Genomic DNA, 21,686 nt, shown 5'->3' on the forward strand with positions numbered 1-21,686 from the left:
AAGATATCAGCTCTGTATCTATTTTTTAATCCAAAGTTTTAATGCTTCACCTGTAATATGCTGCACTCTTTTATAAGATGGTGGAACATATTCATTGTTGCAGTGATAGGTCGCAAGACGTGTGCCTGAGGGCTTCTGTTCCAGCAGCTCATAGAACTGGGAGAGATATTCATTGTAGATCTCTTCAGAGATATTAATCAGATTATCTATTGGTTTATAGTGAAACAGGTTTTCACTGAAAGAATTGTAGAAATAGATATGATCATAATCTTTCATATCCAGTTCATTAAAATTAGCATGAATGAAGTTTACATTAGTAGTCTTTGTTGCATTTTGGGCAATAATTGCCTCGTCTACGAGCGCCTTCCTCTGCTCCACACCATGAAAAATGTAATCAGGAAAAATATGGGCAGCCACTATGCAAAATTTACCAACACCACTTCCAATATCAAGAATGTTTTTACCAGTGATACCACCTGTAAGGTGTGTAGCAGCCTTTATTGCAATATCAATGGGAGTCCAGTGAATAGAAGACAACTGTTGGGCTCTCAGTGAGTATAAACTATCAAATGCTGTATCGCTTGAAAAATTGTCAATCATAATAATTTTCTGCCACTAACAAAGGTACAGCGTAATTTTATTAATGCGATTAAGCTTCATGAAAAAAGATGGAGTAACTTTTGCTGTTTTGTATTCAATTATTTAAAATTCTATGGATATAAAAAAAACTTCTCTTGTCATTTTAGCTGCAGGCATGGCCAGCAGATATGGAGGAAACAAGCAAACTGAATCTTTTGGTCCTTCGGGAGAAACCATAATGGAATATTCTATTTATGATGCAATAAAAGCGGGATTCGGGAAAGTTATCTTTATTATAAGAGAAGAATTCTCGGCTGCATTTAAAGAAGTTATAGAACCAAAATTAAATGGTAAAATTTCAACCGGATATGTATATCAGTCACTGGAAAGTTTTAGCGGTGGGAGACAGATTCCTGCGGACAGAACAAAACCTTTCGGAACCTCACATGCATTATTATGTTGCAAGGATATACTGGACGGACCATTTGCAGTAATCAATGCGGATGATTTCTATGGTTTCGATGCCTTTAAACAAGCCTATAACTTTCTGACTACAGAAATAAAGGAAGATAAATATGCTTGTATCGGTTATGAGCTGAAGAATACATTAAGTGATAATGGATCGGTGACCCGTGGTGAAATTAATGTAAATGATCAGAACGAAATTACAGGTATTACCGAACGCAGGGAGATTTATAAGGAAGCTGGTAAAGCCTATACAAAAACCGGGGACACTGTTACAGAATTGCCATTGGATACCAAGGTAAGTATGAACTTTTTTTGTTTTACACCCGATTTTGTGAACTGGTCTGAAGCAGAGTACTATAAGTTCCTGGATGAGAATACAAATAATCTTAAAGCTGAATTCCTTATTCCTGAGGTGGCAGACATACTGATTAAATCTGGTCAGGGAGTTGTTAAGATGATTCCAACACAAGCTAAATGGTTTGGGGTAACCTTCAAAGAAGATGCACCAGTAGTTAAGGTAGCGCTGCAGAAGCTTGCAGACGAAGGAGTTTATCCGGTTAATCTTTGGGCATAGAAAGGTATGTTTTCACTTAGAAAATATTGGTGGAGAGTTAAACGTCAGATAGAGCAGGCGGTACTGAGGAATTCTGATCCTTCAGAAGAGGAACATGTTTTTTGGCGCAAACGACTTTTTACGAATATAATCAGCTATGGGTTTGTCGTTAGTATCATAGCATTTGTTTCTTCTGTGACTTTCGGCTTTTTTGCAGGTAGCACTATTGTACAGTGGTTCAACATTGTTTTTGTATTTGCTTTATTATCTATTATTTTCAACAAGAAAATCATGATTCATACCAGGAAAATATTAGCACTTTTTCTTCTGTACGTGCTGGCGATCATTTATATAGCTGTTTTGGGTTCTGAGGGCCCAGGCGTCCTTTATCTGATTATTATTACCATATTCTCTGCAATGATTTTTCCACGTCCGGCTGCTTACTGGCTTGTGGGGTTGAATGTATTGATATGTGCCGGTTTTGGTGCTGTGATCCAGTATAAGCTATTTGAGAGCCCTCTGCTGCAGAGTTATGATCTCCCTTTATGGGCTTCTTATTCCGGTAACCTTATCTTTGTAAGTCTGATTAGCGTGATGTTGATTAGCAAGGTCTTAAATGGTTTAGAGCAAACCATAAAAAAAGAGGCCAGTCTGATCTCCAGACTCGATGCATCAGAGCGTTATTTTCGGAATACTTTTGAAGCGAACCCTGTTCCAATGTATGTATTTGATATGGAGAACGGTAATTTCCTTCATGCAAACGAAGCTGCATGTAATAAATACGGCTATACTAAAGAAGAATTCCTTCAGATGAATATTGTGGATATAAGACCACAATCTGAAAGCAGCAAATTGATGGATTTGCATAGTATGATTAAGAACAGGGATTATTCTGGGATATTAATTCATATTAATAAAAATAAAGAAGTTTTTCCGGTAGAAATAGAAACGAATACAATTCGTTTTGAAGAAAGAGAAGCCCGTTTGGTATTAGCTACGGATGTATCTGAGCGGATAAATTATATTAAAGAAATTGAACGTCAGAACAGGGATCTTAAAGAAATTGCATGGATACAAAGCCACATGGTTAGAGCTCCTCTGGCAAATATTATGAGTTTGACAGAATTTTTAATCAAATATCCGGGAGAAGACACACAAGAAACCTTAAATTTTCTGAATGATTCATCTCAGAAGCTAAATATGGCCATAAAATCTATTGTTGGGCAGGCTGGCGGATCTGGTTTAACAAGTTAAGAGCTTCACCTCTGAAAGTAATAATAAAGGTTGTTCCATGATTAACTTTGCTGGTGACATCTATACTGCCCCCCAGAGATGTGATCTGAGATTTCGTAATAAACAGACCTACACCATTTCCGGTAATATGATTATGGAAACGTTGATGGAGCCCAAATAGCTTATCTTTATTACTCTTCATATCAATACCCATCCCATTATCTGAAAAGGTTAATGTGCAGGTATTCTGCTCATCTCTGGTTAAGGATACTTTAATCTCTAGCTGTCTGCTATGCAGGCGATATTTAATCGCATTTGACAAAAGATTCATTAATATGCTTTCCAGATAACTCTTATTAAAAAGGATATGATTACAATCAAAATTGGAAGTTAGTATCACGCCAAGCTGTTTGATTTGCTCATTGAATGAATGGCATACTTTTTCAAATATCTTCTGTACATTAACTTTTGTGACCTTTACACCCTGGTTATCTTTAAGTGTCAGGATATGTGTGAGATCAAAAACTGTTTCACTTAGTCTGTCCGTGGAGCATTTAAACAGATCAACTATTCCTTTATTATAATCATCAAGCAGATCAATTTCCAGTATATTAATGAGGCCGATCAGGTTGGCTAATGGTGTCCTCAGGTTATGAGAGATGATATAAACAAACTGATTAAGATCCTGATTCCTTTTTGTAAACTCCTGAATAAGTAAAGTTTGTTCGTTTTCGCTGTTTATCCGCTCAGTGATATCATTGAATCTTATCATCAGAGCCTGCATGCTATCATCCAGCATATTTGTCGCGGTGCCTTCTATCCAGAGATACTCCCCGTGACTGGTTCTGTTCCTCAATTTTAAATTTACAGTTGAACCCGGACTGGAGAGTAACAGATGAAATCTTTCTCTTACGTTACTTAAATCTTCAGGGTGTATATGATCTGTAATATTAGTTTGAAGGAACTCATCGTTGCTAAATCCAAATAGTTGTTCAGCAGCTGTAGTTACGTGAATAAAATCTCCGTTTTTTTTGGTGAAAAATATTAAATCGTTGCACTTTTCAATGATAGAGAGAAAGTTTTCGTTCATCTCAGCGTAAGCTATCATATGCTTGGTCTTATATCCTGTATCATATCTAAAGTTTTGTCTCATAACCATTTAAAACTCTAAAATATTCAAACATCCTGACAATTTCTTAATTTTTTTGTAGATAATGAATAAAATGACCGAGCTTTATTCACATAATTATAGAGATGATGAATAAAAAGAACAACTGTTTACTTTTGAGCAGGATTGAATGTGGAGAAAAAATTCTATCTTGGATAAATGATCACAAGGCTTTTTCTTTTTGACAAAAGAATAAATCTAATAAGTAGCTTTGTATCGTCAAAATTGTTGACTGAAACCTGCATATGATTAATATCCCATCACTTAGGAATGAAGCTGACAGAATTGCTGCGCTTTATGTGTTGGAAATTTTGGATACTGGTGAAGAACAGGAGTTTGATAATATCGTCAAACTCGCTGCTATTATAGCGCAGGCACCGGTTTCTGCTATTACTTTTGTAGATAAAGACAGGATCTGGTATAAAGCAAAACTTGGTATTGAGCTGAAAGAAACATCAAGAGATAATTCTGCGACTGATACCTTTCCTTTTTTTGTGGCTATTCCTATAGTCGTCAACAAGAATCTGGTTATCGGGCATTTAAGTGTCGCAGGTCCAGTACAGGTCACATTAAATCAGGAGCAGCATAAAGGTCTTGCATTGCTGGCGCAGCAGGTTACCAGTTTGCTACAATTGAAACTCCCGGTAATTAATAATAGTATCAAAGAATTTTATGAAAGTATCCTGAATAATATTCCCCAGGATATCGTGGTTTTTGATGCCGATCATAAGTATCTTTTCGCTAATCCTATGGCGATTAAGAACGAAGAATACAGGAAATACATTATCGGAAAAGATGATTTTGAATACGGTGCTTTCAGAAACCGTGATCCAAAGATCGCTGAAGCCAGACGCGAGCAGTTCCTGGAAGTGAAAAATACAGGAAAAGCCATTGGCTGGGAAGAAAGCCAGAAAGATCCGGACGGAAATACGATCACTTTTTTACGTAGAATGTTCCCAATGCATGATGAGAATGGAAATTTTATCATGGTTATTGGTTTTGGAATAGACATCACTGAACGTAAACTCCTGGAAGAAAAACAAACCATGATCATGGAACAGCTTGCTATTCAGAATACTCAGCTGATAGATTTCTGTAATGTAGTTTCGCATAATTTGCGGGGGCCATTAATTAATATGGCTATGCTTGCAGAATTTATACAGGAAGCTGAAGATGCTGAAGAACAGAAGTTGCTGGTTTCAAAACTGGAACCTGTAATCGAAAATCTGAAGAGCACGTTTAATGAACTGGTAGAATCTATACAGATCAGACTGGACAGAGATATTAAATTAGACAGACTTAATTTCAGTACCTGTCTGCAGGAAGCCCTTGATGGATTGTATGTCGAAATTCAAAAGGCAAAAGCAAAAATTAAGGTTGATTTTGAAGATGCTCCCGCAGTCTTGTATCCACATAAATATCTGGCCAGTATATTTTATAATCTGATCAGTAATGCTATCAAATATCAATCACCTGAAAGACAGTTGTCTTTGAATCTTGCTTCTAAAGTTAAAGAAGGTAATATTGTACTGACAGTTCAGGATAATGGACTGGGCATAGATCTTGTTAAGCATAAAGACAATATTTTTAAAATTGGAAAGGTATTTCACCGTCATCCTGATGCCAAAGGACTGGGGTTATTTATGACCAAAACGCAGGTAGAAGCAATGGGAGGAAAGATTTGGGTGGAGAGTTTTCCAGATCAGGGATCTATTTTTTCTATAGAATTTGTAAATCAAAATATGAATTGGTGAGGAAACTATTTGTGCATTACAATAAGAACAGGAATATTAGCAAATGATAGCTTCGTAACCTTTAAAAAACAATAACATTCTGATGAAAAAAGTATATCTCATTGATGATGATGATATTTTTGTATTTCTTACAAAAAAAACGATGCTTAAAGTGTCTGAAAATGTAGAAGTTGAAGTTTTTTCAGACGGATTACAGGCAATTACTCATCTTAAAGAAATTCAGGATAAAAAGGAATTATTACCTGATATTATCTTTCTTGATCTGAACATGCCTGTTATGGATGGCTGGGAGTTTCTTGCTGAATATCAGGAAATATATTCTTCTTTTGTAAAGAAAAATGAATTGTATATCGTCTCTTCATCAATCTCCCCACATGAGATGGAACGATCAAAAAATATAAGTGAAGTTTGTGAATTTATAATTAAGCCACTGGTCAAAGAAAAGTTTCTGGAAATTCTGGAAAATTTATAGTTTTAGAGGATGTTTGAATCCCATTCTGTCAACCTGGATCTTTTAAAGAAACGGGCATTTAATTTGCGTTGGGCTACTGTCCCAGAGGGAATTATACCATTAACAGCAGCCGATCCGGATTTTCCGAGTGCACCTGAGATTGCTGAGTCAATAATTCGATTTACTAAAGATAGATATCTCTCCTATGGTCCTCCCGCTGGATTATCTGAATTCAAGGAAAGTGTCGCTGCTTATTTTTCCGGCAAGCGTAAGATTCCTGCTCAGGCAGATTTTATATTTCCGGTAGACAGCGCTGCTTTTGGTATTTATTTAATCTGTAAGGCTTTTCTTTCGGCGGGTGATGAAGCAATTATTTTTGATCCTGTAGACTTTCTTTTCAGATATTCGACTGAAGCAGTGGGTGGTGTTGCTGTTCCATTTGCTATTCCACCTGGGTCTGATCACGTAGATTTTGATCTTCTGGAAAAGTTAATTACCAGTAAGACCCGTATGATCTGTCTTTGTAATCCATTAAATCCTACCGGAAAGGTTTTTAAAAGAGATGAATTACTTAAACTAGGTGAAATAGCCTGTAAACACCGTCTGATTATTTTATCAGATGAGATCTGGAGTGATATTGTTTATACCCCTTATCAATATACAAGTATAGCTTCATTAAGTGAAGAGATACGAAACCAGACTGTAACCGTTACTGGTTTCAGCAAATCTTATGGTTTGGCTGGTTTAAGGATTGGGGCGGTGATGGCCTCCAATCAGGCGCATTATGATCGTCTGTTTGAAGTTTCGCTTCATGGATCTACTATCCATGGCGCCAATATACTTTCGCAGGTTGCGGCTACTACGGCATTGAATGAATGCGGCTACTGGCTTGATGGTTTTTTGGTGCATCTTCAGAAAATGAGAGATCTGGCAGTCAGAGAACTAAATGCAACACAAGGGTTTAAATGTATTTCTCCGGAAGGATGTTATGTCGCATTTACAGATATTACGGGAACCGGAAAAAGTAGTCAGGAAATTTATCAGCTTTTACTGGATAAGGCTAAAGTTGCGGTAGTACCAGGTGCTAAAGAATGGTTTGGAGAAGGAGCGGAAGGATTTATCAGAATGAGTTTTGCCACTTCAGAAGAGATTCTGGGAGAAGCATTATTTAATATAAAAACTACGGTAAATAATTTATGAAGGTAGTCATCTTAGGTGGGGGAATTGCTGGATTATGTATGGGAATCTATCTGCATCAGCATGATGTTGATGTAAGCGTAAATGAAAGACAGCGTTTTACAGCTGTTGGCGGACATGCTTTTCTGATGCATCACGATGGGATTACGGTGCTGAACGAACTTGCAGCAAACAGTAATCATCCGCTTCCTGGTAAACCGGTATATTCTTTTATACTGAGAGATCCAAATGGGTATGTAATTACTGAAACACCACTGGAAGACTGGCAGTGTTTTAAGCGGACAGATCTGTTAGCCTGCTTAAATCAGTTCCTGCCTGAATCCAGGTTAAACAATAACCGCGTGTTTTCTCACTTTATATATGAGCAGAATCAAATCGTAGCAGCTCAGTTTCTGAATGGAGAACGGGAATATGGAGACGTTTTTATCGGTGCCGACGGTGCGAATTCGGTTGTTCGTCATCAGATATTCGGAGAAGTGAAGTTTGAATCAGGTAAAGTGAAAGAGGTTGTTGGAATTGTAGAACATGCTGAACTGGCTATGGCTCTTCAGGGTAGGTTTACTAAGTTTCAGCAAAAAAATAAGGGACTGTCATTCGGGCTTATCCCTACAACAGGAATAGAAATGGTGTGGTTTATGCAGTACGATCCATTACTGGATGATATTTCTGAAGGAATCAGTGAGCGGACATCAGGGGAATATCATGAACGGCTCAGTGAGTTATGCCACAATCTTTTAAGAGACTTTCCTGCTGAGGTGCAAACAGTCCTGAAACATAATGATTTTCAGACTAGTTATATCTGGAATACCAGAGATTTTGACCTGCTTCCCCACTTTCACTATCAAAATGTTGTACTGATAGGAGATGCTGCACATGTTGCACTACCTTTCACTAGTGCAGGCACGACCAATGCGATGCTTGATGCGAAGACTTTGTCCCATTGCATATTGAACTATTCAGATTTAAGTGCTGCATTCACAGCATATTATCAATCCAGAGCAGAGAGTATCCGAGCACATGTTACGTTGGGCAGAGAACTAAGAGATTCGTTTCTGAATCCATCTTCTTTAGGGACTATACCTCTCATTAGCAACGTATTAAAATAGCTTTTATTTTAGTGGATCTTCTGTCGCTGTGAATGAACAGAATGAACGGAATAGCGCCTAAAGTATTTCTTAACTTTATTTCATATCATTTTAAGTTATTTACGAAATGAAGTAAAGGAGGGGAAAACTATGATTAAGGTTGGAATTATTGATACTAATCAACAGAGCAGAAATATGATGCGTGTGATGCTGGATCATCAGCATCAGCATAATTTAAAAGTAACCCTTGACATCGGGTCTATGGGTGAATGTAAAAAAGTACAGCCATCACAGGAACCCAACGTCACTTTACTGGACATAGAAGTCAATGGAATTGATATCATTCCTGACATTTATCGTAAATTTCCAAATACCAATGTAGTCGTTTATAGTAATATACAGGACCATAGCAGTGTGCTTGCCTGCGTTAAGGCTGGTGCAATGGGGTACCTGACCAAAGACACCTGTGTGGATGATGTTATTTCAACCATAGTTACCACCTATCGTGGAGGGTCTGTTTTTAGTCCTTCAATTTCCAGAAATGTAATTCAGCAGGTACAGCATACAGTAGATTATCAATCTAAGCTGAGCTATAGAGAACGTCAGATAGTTGAAGGCCTGCAGCATGGACTTAGCTATAAATTAATAGGCTATAAGTATGGAATCTCCCTGGATACTGTTCGTCAGTATATCAAAAGAACCTATAAAAAGCTAAATATTAATAGTAAAGGCGAATTGCTTGCTCAATTCAAATAGGTTCAATAGGCGGTACTCCTTGTTTTGCAAGGCAGCTATGCTTTTATCATTCTGCTATGATGCATAAAATCGGCTATTTGAAGATATTTTGTCTGATTATGTGCTGTCTGACCGGGCTCAGTGTATCCGCTCAGGTAAAATATAATTTTACACGTGATACCCTGGAAATTAAAGGCGGCGAGACCTTTTCCAACTTGTTGAAGATTACAAATTTTGAAAAAGAAACAATAATTCTCAGACAGGATAGAAAAGAAAAATCATTGTATAAAGGCTTAATCTCATTACCCGACAGTCTGGTCCTTAAAGCAGGTGAAAGCCGGGTCTTTCCATTAAAATATATCGCTGACAGACAAACTATCAACAGTAACAGCCAGCTTTTTGCACTTCATCTGATTGCTCAGAAAGAAGGTATTGCAGTACAGAAATCTGCCGGATTTTTGACGCAACTTAGCGATGTTGGTGGTTTAACTATTGGTACAGAAGAAAATGAAGTCTATTTAAGCCAGCTGACTAACCAGGCACAAGTTGTAGTTCGCTGTGCAAATAACGGTTTTGTCCCCATCACCTTTAGATTATTGCTATCCGGTATCCCGGATGGACTGGAATTTACCGGGCAGACTATGAATCTCACCCTACAGCCCGGAACACAGCAGTTATTACCTTTCCTGGCCAGGAATAAGATTAATAACCGTATACCAGCAGATTTTACAGTTACCATACAAGCCGTAGATGCCAGCAATAACCAGCTTGCGGTAAAAATAATCCGTATCGTGAATGTAACCAATGCCAGAAGGTTAAGTATGGGCGGAGATCAGTATAGCGGTACACTGGCTAATACTATTGCCTTTCGCTACGCAAGTATGAGCAGTAATTCATCTTTCTATCAGCTACAGGCTAATGGCAAAGTTAAAACCGGAGATAACGGATCACTGGAGTACAGATTAAATGCAGATCAGTATCATCAGCCCGGGGTTGACGGTATGAACATCTATAATACTTATCTGGATTACCAGACAAAGGACTGGGGTCTTAAAATGGGAAATATATATGAGAACATTGATTTTAATTTAGGCGGAAGAGGAGTTAAGGCGAGTTTGAAATTTACCCCCGATGAAGTTTTATCCGTATATGGTGTTCAGAATAACTTCCTTTTATATGATCAGATTAATACAACTATTCCCGGAGCAAAAATCCTGGCAGTCGATTATAATCTGGTTACCCGGGAAGGTAAGGGCGACAGGCGACTTACTTATGTCCATAGTCATGATTCATTTACAGGACTTGATGCAGATCAGCTGAGTCTTAAAGCAGGGGTTAAGTTAAAAAAAGGGCAGTCTCTTTCTTTCGAAGCTGGCTATTCGCTGGAAGAACAGAATGCGATGCGTTTTAGCCCCAGACAGGGTATTTCTGCGGGAATAAACTATGGGGTGGATCATATAGATTATCAGTTTTCGGGAAGCGGATATTACAGTAGTCCTTATTATACAGGATTGAGACGGGGCCTGCTGCTGGGAGATCTTCGCTTAACCCGGAAATTTGAAGATAATAAATCCCTGACCGGGCATGTAAGCATGCAGGTCAATAACCCCAGGTATCAGTATAATCTGAATCAGATATTTAATACCGGAATTAATAAAAATGCGGTGTATATCTATGAACTGGGATATAATACCAGGGCCGGGAATCTTTTCATTGGTTTCGGGCCATATTTTATGAATCAGCAGGTGATAACTTCCGCAATAACTGACATATCAGGTGCTAATGCAGACTGGAAATCATCATCTATGCGCTTTGCAGCGAATATGGCTTACAGCGGGCGGATACACAGCTTCTCGTTGACAGCAGACTATGGATATACCTACGTTAATACCTCAGAAAGACCTCTGGCTCCTTTTCACTCTGTAAAGATCAATACCAGTTATAATATGCCATTCCTTGGTTTCAGCAGTTATATACAGTTAAATCCATTTTATATTTCGGATGTTTTGTCAGCGACAGCAAATAACCAGTACAGATTATATTCATTCGGGCCAAATGTGCACTTTGATCTTTTACAAAACAGTCTTAATCTTCGCTTTGGGGGGATGTATAATTACTATGGTTTTACCCACAGTAATAACTACTCCGTTAACGGTAATCTGAGATATATGATGAAGGGGAACTGGGCGCTTACCGGGGAGTTTTTATACACAATAACCAAACAGAAATCACTGATCCCCATTGCTCAGAATACCCCTGTCAATGTGGAAAATCCTTATTTTGAAAACAGACAATTGCGGGTAGGAATAGAAAAACAGTTCGGAGCACAAGGAAGGTCCGGTTCAAAAAAACTGGTACTGACTTATTATGAAGATCATAACAGCAACGGAATGCGGGATGCGGGCGAAGACCCGGTAGCAGGAGTCCTGGTGAAGATAAACGGAGAAGCTGCGCTGACCAACAGCAAGGGGGTGGTTGAATTCAGAGATATGAAGAAGGAGGCCTATACCGCCACAGTAACCAATACAAGAGGCTGGAGCTTACAGGAACCAACGGTAGTCTTTCTGGATAAAAGTAAAAAGATAGAAGTGCCGCTGGTAAAAACACAGGCACTGAATGGATGTTTGAAATTAAAAGCTGCGAAATATATAGACGGAGCACCAGTTCTGGCAGGAATAAAAATTAATGCAATAGACCCCAATGGTCATGTCCACCAGACCTTAACAGATGATCAGGGGAATTTCTGCTTTTATCTGCCAAGAAATAATTATACAGTATATATTGAAACTGCCGGTATGCCTTTTTCTATTGAGAATGAGAAAGAAGAAGTTTCACTTCAGGGAGCTCCTGTGGGGATGTTAACCTTCCTTTATCATGATGAACGCCGGAAAGTTAGTATAAGCAGATTCTAGAACACGTTCCTCAGGGCGCTACAATAGAATAAGTAATTGTTGTATCATAACTCCCTGCAGCTTTATTCAATAAATTGGAAGTTTGCGTTGATGGAATCCTGTATTGAAGATTAAGTAAGCGGTCTATAACAGGATTGGCAGAAGAAATAATGAGTTGCGGGCTTGCAGATAAAACAACAGGCGTAACCCCGGTCTGACCTGCCATTCCCTCAATAGTAATCACGCCAACCGGTATCTGTACTCCGCCCGAAGAATTTAAAAAAGAACTGCTTGCTTTCACTGTTACATTGTAAGGTACAGTACTGCTTACCTTAACATGATTTGGCATGGTAGTGGTAACTCCCTGCTGATACTTTGTCACTGTGTTTACAGTGAGCGTTACAGATGGATCCTGGACCACCACTTCCATGATATTACTGACATTCACCTGAACAGAACTGTTCATGGTTTTTGATGGCAGGGAAGCCGGGAAAGAAGAAGCCGTTTTAGAAATCGTATAGACTACAGGAACAGTATAGGTGCCAGCCTGTACAAAATTACTTTTAAGGTTAGCCCCGCTAATACTTAATGTTGAAGTCAGACTGCTTTTATTTGTGGCAACCACTGGTATACCAGCAGCAACAGTTAGTAACTGGTCACTGGCAGAAAGATTGAGTGCGGCGCCGCCATAGGGTCCGGTAAGTACAGAGCTCATCAGGTTAACATTATTTGCCGCGGGTAACTGATTATATGGCTGGGTAGTAGAAAATGAAAATGTACTGCTGCTGGCTTTTAGATCTACTAATGTGGGTACTGTGGTAAAATAATCATTGTTTACATTGCTGCTTATACCCAGGGCATTTCTGAAGGTGGCAAATGAAGTGACGTTAAGTGGTATTGTTGCCGGTGCCAGTGTGTTTAAAGTGATATAAGCTGGTACATTAAGTGTAAGCGTTGGCGTAGCCGGATTAATCCCACCTGTAAAAGTTAAAGTTGTCGCATAACTTCCGGCCGCCCAGGCAACCCCCACAGGAGAAACGGTATAATCTACAAGCATGGTGCCGCTTAGCAGGCCAACGGCGACAAAATAAATGTTTTGTGATACACTGGAAAGTATAATCTGATTTGTACCAGAAAGGAGATTTACACCACCAATTGAAGTTACCTTCATATTGATCAGGTTTGGAGCTAAAGGAATAGCAGGCAGTGTACCGGGCGTAGGAGTAAGAGTTGTTCCGCTTGCTTTAGCATTTATTGCAGACAGCAAGCTTAAAAAAGGAGATGCACCACTATTTAAATTGACCAGATAGCTGGTTTGTCCCGAAATATTTGCTTCAGGTAGGTCGATCGTCAACTGCGCATTGGCATTTCCAACTATAAAACAGTAAAAAACAACACTAAGGGCGATATATAATCTCTTTTTCAGCAACTTTTAAATCATAAGTAGATCCGGCATCAAGCAAAGCAACGGCAAGGAATTTGCCCTTTAAATCAGTTGGTAAATCAACAATAACCCATTGTGTTGCATCGGGGAGCATAGCAATGACTTCAGGTTTGATTTTAATTTCTTCTCCTGTTTCTTTATTGGTTAATTCGAAACGGATAAAGGCATCTTTATTCAGATTCCCTTTGTTATGTATTTTCAGCGCCAGTCTGCGGCTTTTGTTTTTACCATTATCATATATTCCGCGATCGTCGAACGAAAGGAATTCCAGTTCCCCGGCATTTAAGCCTCTTGGGACATAATAAACCTGCACACCAACCTCCATTAAGACATTAAGACCAATTTTGGCTGCATTTTTCTGCTGTGCTTCCTGTTCTTTTACCTGTGTAAAAAAAAGCATGCTGTGCGTTAGCTGTTTTGCGTCTGGCGGAATAGTTAATGACACAATTACCTGTTTATTTTCTCCTGGTTGTACAGAAACAGCATTTGAAGAGAGCGTTATCCACTTAGCATTCGATAAGGGTTTTGTATTGCTGTCGTAATATATTTTGGTACCCACTGAGTCTCTGTCCCAGTCCTGTATTCTGGTTATAAAGGAAAGCGTTGTTTTCGAGGTATTACCAAATGTTACAGTTTGACTGACAGTTTCGCCTGGGTTTCCACTAAAAAAAATTCTGGAAGGAGAAATAGAAAAGCCTTGTCCACTAGCTGTATTTAGCAGCAGAGTAGCAAGGCCTAAGGTGAATAGAGCAGTTAATAACCTCATCAAGATGATTATGGTTGTGTAATTGTATAGACGACATTTGTCGCATAAGTTCCGCTCTGTTTGCCAATAAGGGCGGCAGCAGTTGGAATAGAATAATTTACATTAAAGGCTGTAGCAACAGTTGGAGAGGCAGCAGTAATCAGTGCCTGATTAGTTGTGGTCAGTGCAGGAGTAGCATAAGTTGCACCGGTAGTTGGTGTGCTTGGATCTATGCTGACCTGTACAACACTTAAAGGTACCGGCGTTGCATTACCTACAATCGTATTGAATTCGGCAGTAGCTTTTACAGCTACACTATATGATTTGTTACTGACAACAGTAAAATGATTGGCTTTAGCCACCGTTTTACTTCCTGCATAATCAGCTGCAGTTGAATAATTGAAAACTACGTCAGGAGTTGGCCCCAATGTAATGGAGAAAGCGTCTGCCAGTACGATGCTAAGTGGTACATTTGCAGTTACAGTCTGAGCACTGGCTTTCAGGTTGAAAAGAGTGATGACAGCCAGCAGTGCGGCGATGAGGAGTAGAATCTTTTTCATGAGCTTTGAAATACGTTAATTACAAAAATATAGCTAAAAGGAATACTAAATCGCTAAAATAATGACACATGTTGATGTCACATAAATTATATTGATTTGAACGTAATCGTGAAAGCAGTGCCCTTGTCCACTTCACTATCAACAGTGATTCTGCCCCCCATTGAAGTGACCTGGGTTTTGGTAATAAACAAGCCGACGCCACTTCCGATAACATGGCTGTGAAAACGCTGATTGAGTTCGAAAATTTTATCACTATATCTGGTGAGGTCGATTCCTATACCATTATCAGTAAAAATAAGCACTACATTTCCATCCTCATTTTTCCTGGTAATAATTTCGATTCTCAGTGGTCTGCCGGCCGAACTATACTTTATGGAGTTGGACATCAGGTTCATGAGTACACTTTCCAGATAGCTTTTGGGAAACGGAATCATCTCACACAGGAAATCAGTGTGCATATTAATTCCCAGTTTGAGGATTTGTTTATTGAAATAATTGCAGACTTTTTTAAATATACAGGAAACACTAACGTCTTCTACGATTACTTTTTTATTGCTTTTAATACTTAGCATTTGTGTCAGGTCATAAATAGTCTCATTCAGCTTGGAAGCTGAATCCCTGAACATGTCTACAATTGTTTTATTATATTCATCCAGATGGTCGTAATTGAGAATATCAATGAGGCCGATCAGATTAGATAAAGGGGCACGGAGATTATGTGAAGTAATATAGGCAAACTGATTCAGATCCTGATTTCTGGTAGTCAGATCTTCTATCAGCTGATCTCTCTCGTAGATTATTTTATTTCGGGTGATATAATCGCGAAAATTAGTCGCCAATGCACTAAAGTCTGAGTTTTTAATCATAGTGTCCTTCAATTGAGTTGACATGAGTTTAAATTCATTGGAGATGTCAGCTATCAGACAAACATCTTGCCATACTCTGATTAAAAAGGCGCGCTGAGCGGTCTGATTTTACTCCCATTAGGAATAATCAGCGCTTATGACCTGGTATACCGTTTTTTCTTTTATGTAATGTAGTTGTCTGTTTATCAGTATTATGGCTATATGTGTAACGCAATACTTTATTCAAAAACCGAATCATGGTAAAGATTTGCCCAGCTTATTTTGATTATGCATCATTGTTGTTTAATAACAGATGTGCAAGTGTTGCTTCTGCAGCTGTGTTTGCAGCGAGGCTTAAGATATATTCATCTCTGGAGCCATCTCCTGTATAATCAGTATTTTTATTACCCAGAAGATCGGTGACGCCATTCAATGGGTTGTAAATGGTGATTTTTATATCACCTTCTGTAAAACCATTGCTGATCAGCAATCTGTAAGCAGTTTCTGCTTTATTTTCTTCCTGATAGACCTTTGTGATTATCTGATAGGGGATGTGATCAGTGTAACTTCCATGAGATTTTTTAGCGTCTTCACTCGCCTCGTCAAAATCTTTATGTCCGTATACTTCAGAATCAGTCGATACGATGCTATTTCCCTTTTTATAATCTGGCAGTACACTAATCTGTTGTGCCGTAATATTTGGCAGTGTTGCCTGTTCAGTATCTTTATTCAGTTCTGCTACACCGACAGGAATTAAAACCTCGCGTTCTTCAATATGCCATACATTTCCTTTAAGGTTGAGTACCAGGTAGCGTACTTTTTGTTGCTCCCTGTCAAATAATAAATCAGTGATTGTACCTATGAATTGCTGAGCTGAATTGACAACTTTCCATTTAATAATATCTGGCTGGCCATCTTTAACCGCAAAAACACTGCTGCTTAATGCGCTTAGATTTTTTATCTCGTGTTCATTCTCTTTGTGTTCCATAATTAACCTATTATCTGTTTAACACAAACAATTGAAAACTGCCATTGTTCTTTCCAATCTATCTCAGTAAGCTCATTCGTTAACTGATATCTTATTTTGGTTTAACCGGGTGATGTTTATAACTGTCAATAACTTTTTTTTTGTATTCGGAGACGTGTCTTAATAATTTAATTTTAACTATTTGTTTATCAGTTGTTTGTTTTAGTGGTTTTTGCTGAGTTAACTATAAAGACCAGAAATAGCAGGCGTTGATAAGTTTCAATTATTGAGTTATTCACATGAAAATGTGGATAACTCAAAGGTGTTATGGGTAATGACAGCATTGAAATCAGACTATTAGACATAAAAAAGCCCGCCCCTTTTAAAGGGCAGGTTTTTTCTCTTTATATTGAGGTGTTGTTATTGAATTACAACGCCATCTTTGCCAATTTTTAATGAAGCTGTTTCTTCACCTTTTTTAGCATCAACCTGATAATATTCAGCTTTTTTAGCATCAGTTATTTTGAATGCTGCAATTGGCGCCCAGTCTTTATATTTATCTGAAGTTAAAGTCGCTTTTACTGCATCAGGTAACTCCTCAATTTTAACCGGAGTTTTAGTTGTACTGTCTTGTTGAGATACGATAGCAACAGGGTTTTTAATATCGTTTGCTTTAACTGTTGAAACTCCTGCGAATGCTAATATGGCTGCACCTAAAATTAAATTTTTCATATTTCTATATTTTAAAAATGTTTTATACGACGATTCGTATGAACACATACTAGATAATGATGCCAATGATTTTTATCTATTTAATTAATTGATAATGAGTATTTTAGTTTTTTACTGTACATAATTTAGTGTAGAGAAACTCCACAATCTGGTGCCTGTAGAATCAATCAGATTCATTTTTCTAAGCTAAAACGAATTAATGACATCAGTATGCATGTATACCCTTTGTTAAACGGGAAATTATCCAATGTGTGGTGTTGAGACAATTGTCCCAAATGGAGAGTCCAAATTTTATTTTAATATAAATAATTCATTTATTGACTAGATTTACACCTTTATATTAGAATAATATGTGTGGAATAGTAGGATATATAGGTTATAGAGAAGCGTGGCCAATTGTGCTGAAGGGCTTAAAAAGATTAGAATACCGTGGGTATGACAGTGCAGGAATTGCATTGATTAATCCTGATGGATTGCATTTATACAAAAAAGCAGGAAAGGTTCAGGAGCTTGAAAATTTTGCTGAAGGAAAAGATCAGTCAGGGACTATAGGTATGGGACATACCCGTTGGGCAACCCATGGTGAACCATCTGATCGGAATTCACATCCTCATACTTCCAATGATGGTAAATTAACCATTATTCATAATGGAATTATAGAGAATTATGCTACACTGAAAGAAGAACTGCTTTCAAGAGGCCATATCTTCAACAGTGATACCGATACAGAAGTACTGATTCATCTGGTTGAAGAAATCTATAAAAAAGAGAATACAGACTTATTGGAAGCTGTGCGTCTGGCATTACATCAGGTTAGTGGTGCTTATGCTATTGTAATTATGGACAATGATCATCCTGATCAGCTTATAGCAGCCAGAAAAGGTAGTCCTATGGTGATTGGTGTTGGTACAGGAGAATATTTTATTGCTTCGGATGCTACACCAATTATTGAGTATACAAAAAATGTAATCTATCTGAATGATAATGAAATTGCTTTTCTGAAACGTGATGAGTTACTGATTAAGCGACTGGATAATATCATACAGACCCCTTATATCCAGGAACTGGAACTTAAGCTTGAGATGCTTGAAAAAGGTGGTTATGAGCACTTCATGTTAAAGGAGATTTTTGAGCAGTCCAGATCTATCAGAGATTGTATGAGAGGTCGTATATATCCTAACGAAGGAAGAGTACAGCTGGGTGGAATCAAAGAATATGCTGATAAGCTTAAAAATATAGACCGGATAATTATTGTTGCCTGCGGAACCTCATGGCATGCGGGATTGGTTGGAGAGTATTTAATAGAGGAGTATGCAAGGATACCGGTTGAAGTTGAGTATGCTTCAGAGTTCCGTTACAGAAATCCGATTATTACCGAAAAGGATGTGGTTATTGCAATTTCTCAATCCGGAGAAACAGCAGATACTATGGCCGCGATAGAAATGGCCAAAGAAAAAGGGGCAACTATTTTTGGAGTTTGTAATGTTGTCGGAGCTTCTATTCCACGACTTACTCATGCAGGTGTTTATACCCATGCCGGTCCTGAAATTGGAGTTGCTTCTACAAAGGCATTCACCGCTCAGGTAACTGTACTTACACTGATGGCTTTTTATATGGCACAGCAGAAAGGTACTTTGACACAAGCCAAATTGGTAGAGTTGTTAACTGAACTGGATTGTATTCCTGAGAAAATCACCAAAGCCTTAGCATCTAATGAGCTGATCAAAGAGATTGCCCATAAATTTAAAGATTCCAGAAACTGTCTGTTCCTGGGTAGAGGAAGTGGTTTTCCTGTAGCTCTTGAAGGTGCATTGAAATTAAAAGAGATATCTTATATCCATGCTGAAGGATATCCGGCAGCTGAAATGAAACATGGCCCGATTGCACTGATTGACGAAGAAATGCCGGTAGTGGTGATCGCTACTAAAAACTCTTCTTACGAGAAGGTAATCAGTAATATTCAGGAAGTAAAAGCAAGAAAAGGAATTGTTCTGGCTATTGTAACTGAAGGTGATACTGAAGTTCGTAAAATGGCAGACTATTGTATAGAGATTCCTGATTCAAGTGAGGCTTTCTTACCATTACTGGCTACTATACCATTACAGTTGCTTTCTTATCATATTGCTTTGTTAAGAGGATGTAATGTGGATCAGCCAAGAAATCTGGCAAAATCCGTAACTGTAGAATAAGAATAAGAGTTTTTCTGCTATACAAAAGGCCCCCGGTTTATTTAAACCGGGGGCCTTTTATTTTCCTGTAATTGATATCAAAACAATTTCTCTCTGAAGAGAAATGTGTTTTAAGAAGCGATAGTAGCAGTTGTTCTGCCCACCACCATCTTTTTTACCGTTTCTATAATTCCGGTCTTATCATAACCACAGATTGCCCATAACTCACTCTGTTCCCCATGGTCAACAACCTTATCCGGAATACCCAGACGGATTACATTGGCCTGGTAATGGTGATCAGCCATAAATTCCAGAACTGCTGAACCCATCCCGCCTTGCAGACAGCCATCTTCTACAGTGATTATTTTTTTATAGCGTTTAAAAACATCATGCAGCAAAGCCTCATCCAGAGGTTTAACAAAACGCATATCATAATGTGCCGGATGAATACCTTCCGTATTTAGGTCTTTACAAGCTTCAACAGCGAAGTTACCCACGTTTCCGATAGTCAGAATAGCGACTTCCTCTCCATCACAAATTTTTCTGCCCTTTCCAACCTCAATAGTTTTGAAAGGACGTTTCCAGTCTACCATCACTCCATTTCCTCTGGGGTAACGAATAGAAAAAGGCCCCATGTTTTCCAGCTGTGCCGTATACATCAGGTTTCTGAGCTCTTCTTCGTTCATTGGGGCAGCAACAGTCATGTTAGGTATACAGCGCATGTAAGCCAGATCATAAGCACCGTGGTGCGTTGCGCCGTCAGAACCTGCAAAACCTGCACGATCCAGACAAAAAACAACATTTAAGTTTTGTATAGCCACATCATGGATCACCTGATCATAAGCGCGCTGCATAAAACTGGAATAAATATTACAGAAAGGCAGCATGCCCTGCGTTGCTAATCCGGCAGAGAAAGTAACCGCATGCTGTTCAGCAATACCCACGTCAAATGCGCGGTCAGGCATTGCTTTCATCATGATGTTCATCGATGATCCCGAAGGCATAGCAGGGGTAATCCCTACAATATTTTTATTAGCCTCAGCAAGTTCAACCAGTGTATGTCCGAAAACATCCTGGTATTTTGGTGGCTGCGGTTTATCAGTTACAGACTTTTTAATTTCACCGGTGATCTTATCAAAAAGACCTGGCGCATGCCATTTGGTCTGATCCTTCTCTGCTAATGCAAAGCCTTTTCCTTTAACAGTTACACAATGTAATAGCTTGGGGCCGGGAATATCTTTAAGATCTTTCAGCACAGCAGCTAATTTTTTCACGTCGTGACCATCAACCGGGCCAAAATATCTGAAATTTAACGATTCAAAAAGGTTGCTTTGATTCAATAAAGTCCCTTTGATGCTCTTCTCTATCTTTTTGACGAATTTATGTGCATTAGGACCAAGTTCAGAAAGTTTGATCAGTACATTTGAAATATCATCCCTGAACCGGTTATAAGATTTAGAAGTGGTAATATTTGTTAAATATTCTTTAAGTGCACCAACATTCGGATCAATAGACATGCAGTTGTCATTCAGAATAACCAGCAGGTTTGAATTTTCAATTCCAGCGTGGTTAAGTCCTTCGAAAGCAAGTCCGGCAGTCATTGAACCATCACCAATTACGGCTACATGCTGACGGTCTTTTTCACCTTTTAACTGTGAAGCTACAGCCATACCCAATGCTGCAGAAATTGAGGTAGAAGAGTGACCAACACCCATGGTATCGTATTCACTTTCACTGATATTCGGAAAACCGCTTATACCATTAAGTAACCGGTTGGTATGAAAGACAGATTTCCTGCCGGTAAGAATTTTATGGCCGTAAGCCTGATGGCCCACGTCCCAGACTAATTTATCATAAGGAGTATTCAGAACGTAATGTAAAGCAACAGTAAGCTCTACAACACCAAGACTGGAAGAAAAATGGCCCCCGTTTACGCTAACAGTATCAATGATGTACTGACGTAATTCCTGGCTGATTTGTTCCAGATCATCTTCTTTATACTGCTTTAAGTCAGCAGGATAATTTATGTTTGGTAGTAATGGAGATTTGAAGTTTTCCATGCAGGGTTTAATAGACAACAATATACAAAGTACGGGATTTTAGTTAAGATA

General features: G+C 38.5%; 18 protein-coding genes. 9 read left to right on the top strand and 9 right to left on the bottom strand.

What is annotated here, in order from left to right; all coding sequences use genetic code 11:
• Window positions 1-18 precede the first annotated feature (18 nt).
• Complete coding sequence (locus PL_RS17215; protein ID WP_041878070.1) at window positions 19-600, bottom strand: class I SAM-dependent methyltransferase; 582 nt, start codon at window positions 598-600, stop codon at window positions 19-21.
• A gap of 112 nt (window positions 601-712) precedes the next feature.
• Here PL_RS17215 and PL_RS17220 point away from each other — a divergent pair, with 112 nt between their 5' ends.
• On the top strand, window positions 713-1,621 hold the full coding sequence (locus PL_RS17220; protein WP_348619982.1) for a nucleotidyltransferase family protein: 909 nt from the start codon (window positions 713-715) through the stop codon (window positions 1,619-1,621).
• A gap of 6 nt (window positions 1,622-1,627) precedes the next feature.
• Window positions 1,628-2,854, top strand: coding sequence for a PAS domain S-box protein (locus PL_RS17225; protein ID WP_052496026.1), 1,227 nt, complete (start codon window positions 1,628-1,630; stop codon window positions 2,852-2,854).
• Here the strand turns inward: PL_RS17225 and PL_RS17230 are convergent.
• Entirely contained in the window at window positions 2,814-3,986 is a 1,173-nt protein-coding gene (locus tag PL_RS17230; RefSeq protein WP_348619984.1) for a sensor histidine kinase, read from the bottom strand. The two genes, PL_RS17225 and PL_RS17230, sit on opposite strands and share 41 nt — an antisense overlap.
• 260 nt (window positions 3,987-4,246) lie before the next feature.
• Here PL_RS17230 and PL_RS17235 point away from each other — a divergent pair, with 260 nt between their 5' ends.
• From PL_RS17235 to PL_RS17260, 6 genes are all read left to right on the top strand, one after another.
• A complete protein-coding gene (locus tag PL_RS17235) occupies window positions 4,247-5,755 on the top strand; it encodes a sensor histidine kinase (protein ID WP_052496028.1) in 1,509 nt (502 codons plus the stop codon).
• An 82-nt stretch (window positions 5,756-5,837) separates the two neighbouring features.
• Complete coding sequence (locus PL_RS17240) at window positions 5,838-6,227, top strand: response regulator (RefSeq protein ID WP_041878074.1); 390 nt, start codon at window positions 5,838-5,840, stop codon at window positions 6,225-6,227.
• A gap of 9 nt (window positions 6,228-6,236) precedes the next feature.
• On the top strand, window positions 6,237-7,406 hold the full coding sequence (locus PL_RS17245; protein WP_041878076.1) for a pyridoxal phosphate-dependent aminotransferase: 1,170 nt from the start codon (window positions 6,237-6,239) through the stop codon (window positions 7,404-7,406).
• Window positions 7,403-8,509 (top strand): FAD-dependent monooxygenase, encoded by a 1,107-nt coding sequence (locus PL_RS17250; RefSeq protein ID WP_041878077.1) that lies wholly within the window; start codon window positions 7,403-7,405, stop codon window positions 8,507-8,509. Before PL_RS17245 ends, PL_RS17250 begins: the two co-directional genes overlap by 4 nt.
• Before the next feature lie 129 nt (window positions 8,510-8,638).
• A complete protein-coding gene (locus tag PL_RS17255; protein ID WP_052496029.1) occupies window positions 8,639-9,244 on the top strand; it encodes a LuxR C-terminal-related transcriptional regulator in 606 nt (201 codons plus the stop codon).
• 56 nt (window positions 9,245-9,300) lie between these two features.
• Window positions 9,301-12,135, top strand: a complete 2,835-nt coding sequence (locus PL_RS17260) for an MSCRAMM family protein (protein WP_152620254.1) — start codon at window positions 9,301-9,303, stop codon at window positions 12,133-12,135.
• A gap of 10 nt (window positions 12,136-12,145) precedes the next feature.
• Here PL_RS17260 and PL_RS17265 read toward each other — a convergent pair whose 3' ends face one another.
• From PL_RS17265 to PL_RS17290, 6 genes are all read right to left on the bottom strand, one after another.
• Window positions 12,146-13,543: a hypothetical protein gene (locus PL_RS17265; protein ID WP_041878080.1), complete on the bottom strand. Its 1,398-nt coding sequence runs from the start codon at window positions 13,541-13,543 to the stop codon at window positions 12,146-12,148.
• Entirely contained in the window at window positions 13,512-14,324 is an 813-nt protein-coding gene (locus PL_RS17270) for a hypothetical protein (RefSeq protein ID WP_348619987.1), read from the bottom strand. The genes PL_RS17265 and PL_RS17270 overlap by 32 nt, the downstream gene beginning before the upstream one ends.
• Window positions 14,325-14,332: 8 nt before the next feature.
• Entirely contained in the window at window positions 14,333-14,863 is a 531-nt protein-coding gene (locus PL_RS17275; RefSeq protein ID WP_041878084.1) for a hypothetical protein, read from the bottom strand.
• An 86-nt stretch (window positions 14,864-14,949) separates the two neighbouring features.
• The gene (locus PL_RS17280) at window positions 14,950-15,753 is read right to left on the bottom strand and encodes a sensor histidine kinase (protein ID WP_082035793.1); all 804 of its coding nucleotides are present in this window, start codon (window positions 15,751-15,753) and stop codon (window positions 14,950-14,952) included.
• Window positions 15,754-15,994: 241 nt separating this feature from the next.
• Window positions 15,995-16,696: a PRC-barrel domain-containing protein gene (locus PL_RS17285; RefSeq protein ID WP_348619989.1), complete on the bottom strand. Its 702-nt coding sequence runs from the start codon at window positions 16,694-16,696 to the stop codon at window positions 15,995-15,997.
• A 399-nt stretch (window positions 16,697-17,095) separates the two neighbouring features.
• Window positions 17,096-17,407 (bottom strand): hypothetical protein, encoded by a 312-nt coding sequence (locus tag PL_RS17290; RefSeq protein ID WP_041878088.1) that lies wholly within the window; start codon window positions 17,405-17,407, stop codon window positions 17,096-17,098.
• 350 nt (window positions 17,408-17,757) lie between these two features.
• On the opposite strand from PL_RS17290, the gene glmS reads away from it, so the two are divergent.
• On the top strand, window positions 17,758-19,596 hold the full coding sequence (gene glmS, locus PL_RS17295; RefSeq protein WP_041878090.1) for a glutamine--fructose-6-phosphate transaminase (isomerizing): 1,839 nt from the start codon (window positions 17,758-17,760) through the stop codon (window positions 19,594-19,596).
• Window positions 19,597-19,706: 110 nt separating this feature from the next.
• On the opposite strand, the gene dxs is transcribed toward glmS, so the two are convergent.
• On the bottom strand, window positions 19,707-21,635 hold the full coding sequence (gene dxs / locus PL_RS17300; protein ID WP_041878092.1) for a 1-deoxy-D-xylulose-5-phosphate synthase: 1,929 nt from the start codon (window positions 21,633-21,635) through the stop codon (window positions 19,707-19,709).
• Between the last annotated feature and the right edge of the window lie 51 nt (window positions 21,636-21,686).

This window comes from Pedobacter lusitanus, from assembly GCF_040026395.1.
Taxonomy (GTDB): Bacteria; Bacteroidota; Bacteroidia; order Sphingobacteriales; family Sphingobacteriaceae; genus Pedobacter; species Pedobacter lusitanus.